Genomic DNA, 8,965 nt, shown 5'->3' with positions numbered 1-8,965 from the left:
TGTTCTGTTGTCGTAAACACAAGGCGTACGTTACTGCGTCACCCAGCGCACCAATTCCAATCTGCAGGGTTCCACCATCGGCAACCAGACAGCTGGCATGCAGACCCAACAGATAATCCACGTCTCCCAAAGGTTGAAGCTTGGGCGCACTGAATAACGGATGATCAAGCGTAGGCGCCTCGAGCACCATATCGTAAAAATCCGGATCCACTTCAGCGTCACCACACATGTAGGGCAGCTCGCGATTGAGAACGGCAACCGACCGGAATTCGCGCCCCGATGCTGTGAGCCGTTCGACTAGCTCTGCCGATGTATCAGGGTTACAGCTCATACTGAGCTTACGACGCCCATCAATTTCACGGCTAGCCACCATCTGCAGGACAACATTGCAGCCGTTTTCGAACACGTCTCGGGCGGCATGCGTGTAATTCGAACTGATGTAGTGATACTGCGCATGCGCGTTACCCAGACGACTACCGGGCTGAAAAAAGAATTCCTTGATGGTGATATTGGCTGGCACCGTCTGCTCGCGCAGGTCGTGCATATACGCCAACGACGGACAGCCGTGATAAATACGCTGCAGCGTCGGCTCGAGAAAGCGGGACTGCAATGAATCACCCGGCGGCGGACGCTCCAGACTGAGCGCTGTCAGAAAAGTGAGATTAATTGACGGATCATTTTTAGCCCGCTGGTACAGGGCATTGACCAAAGGCACTGGTTTGCCGAGGCCAAGTGGCAAAGCAACAACCAGTGTTTTTCCAAGCTGTAGCAATAAGCGATTGACGACATCGTCGGCGCCGTTCAGCCAGGCTGTCGAAGACATAATTTCTCCCGTTCAGTCTGGCCATTATCCACTCTCGTCACTGAAGGTACAGGAGTGAATAGCTCAATCGCTTACCGTTGCTATTGAAACTGGTCTACCTGGCAGGAATCAGGCGGTAGGTTGGGATCAATGACACACTCAAAATAGGGCGCCGTTTCGTTGTACGTGCCATCCAGCATTTTGCGTAACTGCTCAAACGCCGTACGCATAACCGGATGAAAAGCGTCAGCTTCCGAGGCGTGGCCCGCCAGATTCAACAACGGATCTGCCTCACCGGCGCCCAGTGTTCCGGTGCCGGTACTACCCGGGTTTTGCCCGGGAAAAACACCGACAATGGTATAAAACTGGGTGGGGATGGTGGCAGTCGCAAGCGCTCCAGCCATCTGCCGCCCCTGATTGTAGGGCACCAGACCATCATTGACTGCATGCACTACCGTCGCGGCCCGGATACCGGCCCGCTTCATCAGTGCCGCTTGAAAAACAGGTGATCGACGCTCGTAGGCCAGCGGACATTGCACGGGCGAACCGCCAGTATCCCGCTCAATGCCAGACTGGGCCGCCATCGCTGTTTCATTGCCGGTACCCCCGGCAGCGGCCGCAGCTTCGGAGTATGTCTCAATTATCGAACTTACACCTTCTACGTCGATCCAGTAATCAAACAGCGGAGAGCCGTCTTCGGTAAACTTTGAGCCGCCATTGGCCAGATCAACCGACTCGGCTATCGCAGTACCGGAAACAGCGCCCCCCATCGAGACACCGAACAGATAAACAGTTTCGATGGTAGGAAATTTTTCAAGCATATGCAGGGTGGCAGCAATGGTATCGTGGGCGCCACGCAGCGCGGGAAAACCATAGTTGTCGCGATAGTTTGTGCTTACAAAAGCTACATTGCCGGGGTTGTTCTGTAAAAACCGGGCGAGCATGAGTTCACGGCGCATATGCGGTACCCAGCTGCGATTTACCTCATGGGAAATACCATGGGCAAATACCACCAAGCGCGTTGGCGTTTCATCTCGACGATAGGCCATATAAGCCAGAGGCAGAGGCAGCCCCGAGGCTTCATCGGGAGAACACAGGGGGTCGCGCGGCCCCTCCACATCAAATGCTGCCAGTCGCGTCGGTGCGTCGTTGATAAAGCTCTCGACAACGATCGAGCTGCTGGAACTACCTGTTCCGGATGAGCTGCTACTACTGCTATTACAACCCGACAATAGGGCTGACAGCAGCCCTAGGGCCAACATTATTCGGGGGGGATTTATTCGATCAATGATCACACCTAGCCTTCCTCTACGGCACTACCGCCATACTGCATTTTGAAGTGGTAACCCCTTTATTTACAGTAATATGACACAACGGTCAAATTCACAGAATCTATGACTCAAACCGCGGAACATCTCTATTTTCAGTGGCTTATGGCTCCAGCCTAGCCTCCTTCCCATGCCAATTGGGCGACACTTTTGAGAATCAGGCGCACCAGCAGAGTTTGCCGGCTCACACCGGTCTTGTTGAACACCGAACGCAAGTGGGTACGCGCCGTATTGCGGCTGATACCCAACGCTTGGGATGCCTCATCCAAACTCAGACCTTCGGCCAGCAACAGAGACAGCTGTGCTTCAGTGGGAGTAAATCCGAATAGGCGGGTGATGACCTGCACTGGCGCTTCGGCACCAAAATCGGGATCACTGATGAAGATCGCGACCGTTGGTACGGAACGCCCCTCGGACCACTCATTCATCGGCACCGGGCGCACCGCAACCCCAAGGTCGGCATAGTCGCCATCGCGCCTGATACGCATGGCTTCAATCACGGCAGGGCCTCCGTGTTGCTGTTGCTCCAGCACCAGACCAATCAAACGCTGCAACTCAGTGGTGGTCGCTTCGTCACCAACCTGCAGGTAGCCATTATTTACCTGCAACTCCGGTTCACGTGCCAGCAGCTGTTCCGCCATACGGTTACAGGACAGTACAGCCCCTTTTTCGTCCAGCAATATAGTGGCCAACGACAACTGATCCACTGCACCGGCATACAGGGCACGTTCAGACTCAATTTTATTCATCCGCACATGGATGCGGATCGCGCGCTCCAGATGCCCCACTATATCGCGCATAAAGGCTTTGTCGTTATCCGTAAATCGCGGTGAGGCCTTGTCCCGCGTCACCCGCAAACCGGCCTCCATCTCGCCGGGCACGTGCATATCTACCCCGAGACTGTCATAAAAACCCGCCGGTTCCATACACACTTTGTAGAGTTCGCTCGCCACCCATTCCTCCTCGGGAATGAGTTCCAACAGGGTTTTTACCTCGCCCGGCGGTATATGCAGAAAAGGATCCATGGCAAACAGACTTTCCTGATAGCGGGCCACCCCTTCCATACGGCCCCCATCTATCCGCAGCACCCCGCGCTCACTTGTGGACGGCGGCTTGAGGACCAGCGTGGCTGAGTTGGCTCCCATCACCGAGCGCAACAGGACAAGAAAAGACTGCCAGGGTTCCGCCTCGAGCGGCCCCTCATAGATACTCGCTAGTAACTCGCTGACATCCGGTGTGATACGCATAGGGCTTGTTCTCCTTTCCACCATTATGACGAGTACGACCAATAATGGGAAACGTCATTAACAGGTGAAAAAATCTTCATTAAGCGCCAATCCGCGCCTGTGGCACACTGCGAAACACACTGAAAAAACCGAGGAAGCCAGCATGCCACTTGACGTAAAGACCGCCATTGTAACTGGCGGTGCCAGCGGGATGGGCCAATTAACCGCGATACGCCTTGCCCGTCGCGGGATTAAAGTCGCCGTGCTGGATATGAACGACGAGGGGCTGGCGAAAACTGCCGCTGAATCTGACAATATCACTACCTTTCGCTGCGATGTTTCGGATTTGAAACAGGTAAGGGAAACCATTGAGGCCGTAGAGGAAAAACTCGGCCCGATTGACCAGCTAACGCATTGCGCGGCCATTATGCCCACCGGACCATTGGTGGACATGCCTGCCGACCTCATCACCAAGATGATGGCAATTAACTACAACGGAACGGTGCACCTTACCAAGGTGATGCTACCTCGCATGCAGCAGCGAAAGCGCGGACTGATCGTGGTCTATGGCTCGATTGCCGGATATGTGATGGCGCCGGAACTGGGCGCCTACAACGCCAGTAAAGCGGCGACCAACGCTTATACAGAAGTGCTTATTCACGAGAACCGGGGCAGCGGTGTTCATATTCTTGCGGTAAATCCGCCCATGGTGAACACGCCCCTGATCGATCAGGCACTAGACACCAAAAACATTCGAGAATCACGTGAAAAAGGCCGTATGGCGAGCCCCGAGTTCATCGTCGATGAGGTAGAAAAGGCGATCGCTGCTGACAAGGAATTTCTCTATCCGGGCGCCGAAGCCAAAATACTGACGTGGTTGCGCCGACATTTCCCAGGTCTGCTATGGCGTATTATCAAGGCCTCTACCTGAACGATGAAGCCTTTGCGATTTACCGATAAAGTAGCCTTGGTAACTGGCGCCTCTTCCGGGCTCGGCCGCGCTTGCGCGCTCCAGCTTCTTGGCGAAGGCGCGCGGGTACTGGCAGTTGCCAGCTCAAGAGAAAAGCTTGCGCAGCTACAAAATGAGGTTTCCTGCGAAACTGAACAGGCACGCTTAATAACCCTCGATATCGACCTGTCGAGCGCCGCCAACTGTCATACCGCAGTTGCCGCAGCGCTGAATCATTTCGATAGATTAGACATCCTGCTGAATGTAGCCGGAGTGCACCGCTTTCGCCACAGCCATTCGGTTAGCGCTGAAGACTGGCACGACGATCTAGCAATCAACCTCAACGCCCCCTTTTTCCTATCTCAGGCGGCCATTCCCGCTCTGCTGGAAACACAGGGAAATATCGTCAATATTGGCTCTCTGGCATCGTCTCAGGGACAACCATATTCAGCCAGTTACTGCGCAGCCAAGCACGGCCTTATTGGCCTCACCCGCGCACTTGCTCTAGAGTTTATCAACACCGGATTGCGAGTTAACGCAGTCTGCCCCGGCGGGATGGACACCCCCCAAGTACACAATATTAGCTTTGCCGACGACATGGATTTTGAACTGATTATGCGCTCAGCCTCAGCCCGCGGGTTCATGCCACCCGACGATGTGGCCGCCACGGTGTTGTTTCTCGCCTCGAGTGAGGCAAAGGCCGTACATGGCGCTGTGTACAACGTAGATCAGGGGCGCACGGTAGACTAAACAATCCGCCTAACGTGTGAGCCCCAATGGCTCATTGCCCTCTAGGCCCAATACATTATTTACCCAGCGTTTTAGAGCCCGGCTTTTCCCGCTCGACAGTGCGGTTCCAGGCACAACGGCAGTGGTATGCACTTGCCGGTCAAACCAGAAATCGCCGCTAAGCCCCGCAAGTTCCTGTGATGCTGCCAGCCAAACCACGGTGTCAGCTCCCATCCGCGCATCACGCAACTTCCTGGCCAGCACCTTGTTGAAAACCGGCAGTGATTTGGCGACGCCCGGCGTAGACGCCCACCCCGGATGCATACTGTGGCAATCGACGCCAAACTGCTGCCAATCTTCAGCGTAGCATTCGGTCAACGAAACCAGTGCTCTTTTGGCGCGCGCGTATGCTTTAGTACCGTCGAACGCACCTTTGCTGAACTGCATATCACCCAAGGCAACACCACTGAGATACATCCCCCCGGAGGCCACATTGATGACTCGCCCAGACGCGTTTTTCAAGGCCGGCAACAACCGGTGCATCAACAACACTGGCGCCAGCAGATTAACCGCCAGAGTTAACTCATTGCCTTCGGCAGTTACCTGCCGACTGAGCGGCAATACACCTGCGTTATTAACCAGCACGTCGATGCACTTATGACGGGACAGTATCTCATCGCAGGCACGACTCACCTCTGCCATGAGCGACAACTCTGCTTCAACTAGGTCAACGCTATTTTCAGCCGCGCCACTGAAAGCCAGAATCTCTTGCCGCGCTTCACCCAGGCGCGCCTGGCCCCGACCAACCAATACCAGACTTGCGCCGAGCCGGGAAAATTCCTTAGCCGCTGCCAGACCCAAGCCCGAGGTAGGCCCGGTTATAACTACGGTCTTGCCATCCATAAACTGGCTGAGCGCCTTGTTGGGCATTGCCAGATAACCGCGTTCCGTGAAGTCCAGCGCTGCGGGTAACACCAGTCGATCTTTCAGCGCGGCGTTAAATCCCGTCGTGGGCGCGGCCGCAGGAAGCGTGAGCGCGGTCTTCAAGCCGCCAACCGCCTTGCTCCCAACCTTGCGCAGCACAGGCATAAAAGCTGGCGAAGCAATTTGTGGCACACCTTTCAAACGCAGTTCAGCGCGATAATGGATTTCGGTGCGTCCATCGCCACAATCTCTGAAATCGATGGTGTCGACAGCATGAAGGTTGCGGCCCTCGCCCTCCAACACCAGCTGCTCGTTCTCTACAAACGAGCACAGCTGGTAGGTCATGGACAACCGTGCGCCAGCGACATTGAGCTGCAATGCAAACTCCGTCCCCGCATGCACCGGCCCCGAAGTAATTTTTTCTGCCCGGTATACACCGGGGTCCCACTGTTCAATGGTAGAAAAATCTTTCACATAGCGAAAACAATCCGCCAGCGAGCGAGCCACCACAATGGTCTCATCCAAATTTGCTTTCACGCCTGCCTCCAAATAATCACTTGCTGTTCTACGTGCGCATGTCACTGCCAGATCAAACCCGGACTCGCGAGCAAACCCTAACTTACAGGCACAAAAAAAGGAGCCGAAGCTCCTTTTGTTCTATCACAACACGTGATCAGTCGTCTGCTTCTTCACTGGCTTCAGCCGGCGCTTCCGCTTTTTCAATCAACTCTTTAATAGAGAGTTTGATACGGCCACGCTGATCGACATCCAGAACTTTCACCTGGATATCGTCGCCTTCTTTCAGGTAGTCAGATACATTTTCCACACGCTCGTGAGCGATCTGAGAAATGTGTACCAAGCCATCTTTGCCAGGCAGAATCGTGACAAACGCACCGAAGTCGACAATGCGCGACACCTTACCGGTGTATACCGCACCCACTTCAGCTTCAGCGGTGATCGCCAGTACACGATCTACAGCCGCATCACGCGATTCAGCGTTGGCGCCATAGATTCGCACGGTACCGTCGTCTTCGATATCGATCTGGGCTTCGGTCTCTTCACAGATGCTGCGAATGGTTGCGCCGCCTTTACCGATGATGTCACGGATTTTGTCCGACTCAACTTTCAACACAGTCATGCTAGGCGCATTGGTGGATACAGTTTCACGCGGTGCCTGCAGTACCTGGTTCATCTGCCCCAGAATGTGCAGTCGAGCCTGCTGAGCCTGCTCCAGTGCGATTTCCATGATCTTCTCAGTGATACCTTCGATCTTGATATCCATCTGCAGAGCAGTGATACCGTTGGCAGTACCTGCAACTTTGAAGTCCATGTCACCGAGATGATCTTCATCACCCAGAATGTCAGTCAGAACGGCAAAACGCTCACCTTCCTTGACCAGACCCATGGCGATACCGGCAACCGGCGCCTTGAGCGGCACACCTGCGTCCATCAGCGACAGGCTGCCTACGCAGACAGAAGCCATGGAGCTGGAACCATTGGATTCAGTGATCTCCGACACCACGCGAATGGTGTACGGGAATTCTTCGGCAGTTGGCAGAACAGCAGCCAGACCTCGACGCGCCAGACGACCGTGACCAATTTCACGACGGCCAGTGCCACCCATGCGTCCACACTCACCGACTGAATAAGGCGGGAAGTTGTAGTGCAGCATGAAGTTGTCTTTGCGCTCGCCTTCCAGGGCATCAATCAGCTGCGCATCGCGAGTGGTACCCAGCGTGGCAACACCAATAGCCTGAGTTTCACCGCGGGTAAACAACGAAGAACCGTGAGCCTTGGGCAGTACACCCACCTCAACAGAGATTGGACGCACAGTGCGATTGTCGCGACCGTCAATCCGGGCTTCACCGTTCAGGATTCGCTGGCGAACAATATTTTTCTCAAGCTTGGCAAATACACCGATTACATCGTCGGCACTGAATTCAGAACCTTCACCGGCGATACTGGCAATCGCCTGCTCACGCAGTTCGCTTACCTTACCGTAACGCTCCATTTTGTCGGTGATGCGGTACGCATCGCCAAGCGCAGCCTTGTAACCATCGGCAACCGCAGCCATCAATGCTGTGTTTTCTTCCGGCGCCGACCACTCCCATTTGGGCTTACCAGTCTCAGCAACCAGCTCATTGATAACCTTGATAACCGCCTGCATTTCCTGGTGGGCATACAATACTGCACCCAGCATTTGGTCTTCGGTCAGCTCAGAAGCTTCCGACTCAACCATCAGTACCGCTTGCTCGGTACCAGCCACCACCATGTTCAGCTCGCTGGCTTCCAGCTCCGAGTAGGTGGGGTTCAGGAAATAGCCCTTGTCGGCGCTGTAACCAACACGTGCACCGCCGATGGGACCAGCAAAAGGAATGCCGGAAATCGCCAACGCGGCAGAGGTGCCGATCATCGCAGCGATATCAGGATCAACGTCCTTTTCTGACGACATGACCGTACAGACAACCTGTACTTCGTTTTTGAATCCGTTAGGGAACAGCGGACGAATCGGTCGGTCGATCAGACGCGAGGTCAGGGTCTCTTTCTCGGAAGGTCGGCCTTCGCGCTTGAAGAAACCACCGGGGATTTTACCGGCTGAATAGGTACGTTCCTGATAGTGTACGGACAGCGGGAAAAAGTCCTGTCCTTCTTTGGCCGTTTTGGCACCGACTACGGTACACAAAACCGATACATCGTCCATCGACACCAGTACAGCACCGGTCGCCTGACGTGCGATACGGCCTGTTTCCAGAGTAACCTTATGGCCACCCCACTGGAATGTTTTACGAACGGGATTTATCACTCAGTTTTCCTCCATTGAGGTCTTATAAATGTATTGGGGCCGAAACCGGCCCCAATCACACTGTGCTTTGTATTAACGACGCAAGCCGAGACGTCCGATCAGGGTGGTGTACCGCCCTGCATCTTTCTTCTTCAGATAGTCCAGCAGTTTGCGGCGCTGGTTAACCATGCGAATAAGGCCGCGACGCGAGTGGTGATCTTTACC

7 protein-coding genes and 1 pseudogene are annotated in these 8,965 nt (G+C 54.7%); 2 read left to right on the top strand and 6 right to left on the bottom strand.

What is annotated here, in order from left to right; all coding sequences use genetic code 11:
* The 3 genes and pseudogenes from AC222A_RS18085 to AC222A_RS18075 form a co-directional block, all read right to left on the bottom strand.
* Positions 1-823: pseudogene (locus AC222A_RS18085) on the bottom strand (acetyl-CoA hydrolase/transferase C-terminal domain-containing protein); the annotation flags it as partial.
* Between the two features lie 80 nt (positions 824-903).
* Complete coding sequence (locus tag AC222A_RS18080; protein ID WP_372758783.1) at positions 904-2,097, bottom strand: alpha/beta hydrolase family protein; 1,194 nt, start codon at positions 2,095-2,097, stop codon at positions 904-906.
* Between the two features lie 149 nt (positions 2,098-2,246).
* Entirely contained in the window at positions 2,247-3,377 is a 1,131-nt protein-coding gene (locus tag AC222A_RS18075) for a helix-turn-helix transcriptional regulator (protein ID WP_372749912.1), read from the bottom strand.
* Positions 3,378-3,519: 142 nt separating this feature from the next.
* On the opposite strand from AC222A_RS18075, the gene AC222A_RS18070 reads away from it, so the two are divergent.
* Both AC222A_RS18070 and AC222A_RS18065 read left to right on the top strand, forming a co-directional pair.
* Positions 3,520-4,287 carry an SDR family NAD(P)-dependent oxidoreductase gene (locus AC222A_RS18070; protein ID WP_372749911.1) on the top strand — a complete coding sequence of 256 codons (768 nt, stop codon included), beginning with the start codon at positions 3,520-3,522 and terminating at the stop codon, positions 4,285-4,287.
* Positions 4,288-4,299: 12 nt separating this feature from the next.
* On the top strand, positions 4,300-5,055 hold the full coding sequence (locus AC222A_RS18065) for an SDR family NAD(P)-dependent oxidoreductase (RefSeq protein WP_372758785.1): 756 nt from the start codon (positions 4,300-4,302) through the stop codon (positions 5,053-5,055).
* 9 nt (positions 5,056-5,064) lie between these two features.
* Here the strand turns inward: AC222A_RS18065 and AC222A_RS18060 are convergent, their stop codons facing one another.
* The 3 genes from AC222A_RS18060 to AC222A_RS18050 form a co-directional block, all read right to left on the bottom strand.
* On the bottom strand, positions 5,065-6,495 hold the full coding sequence (locus AC222A_RS18060) for an SDR family NAD(P)-dependent oxidoreductase (protein ID WP_486775382.1): 1,431 nt from the start codon (positions 6,493-6,495) through the stop codon (positions 5,065-5,067).
* Positions 6,496-6,631: 136 nt separating this feature from the next.
* A complete protein-coding gene (gene pnp, locus AC222A_RS18055) occupies positions 6,632-8,758 on the bottom strand; it encodes a polyribonucleotide nucleotidyltransferase (protein WP_372748143.1) in 2,127 nt (708 codons plus the stop codon).
* A gap of 75 nt (positions 8,759-8,833) precedes the next feature.
* Positions 8,834-8,965, bottom strand: a 132-nt coding sequence (locus AC222A_RS18050) for a 30S ribosomal protein S15 (protein ID WP_486775383.1), incomplete at its 5' end; no start/stop codon positions are given.

The sequence above is a fragment of the Litorivivens sp. genome, assembly GCF_057445395.1.
The sequence above is the reverse complement of the archived record's forward strand: the minus strand, read 5'-3'. Positions and strand labels throughout refer to the sequence as shown.

Excerpts from the sequence above, each read along its gene's own strand:
- AC222A_RS18075 (WP_372749912.1), bottom strand. The coding sequence starts at position 3,377 with ATGCGTATCACACCGGATGTCAGCGAGTTACTAGCGAGTATCTATGAG.
- AC222A_RS18070 (WP_372749911.1), top strand. The coding sequence starts at position 3,520 with ATGCCACTTGACGTAAAGACCGCCATTGTAACTGGCGGTGCCAGCGGG.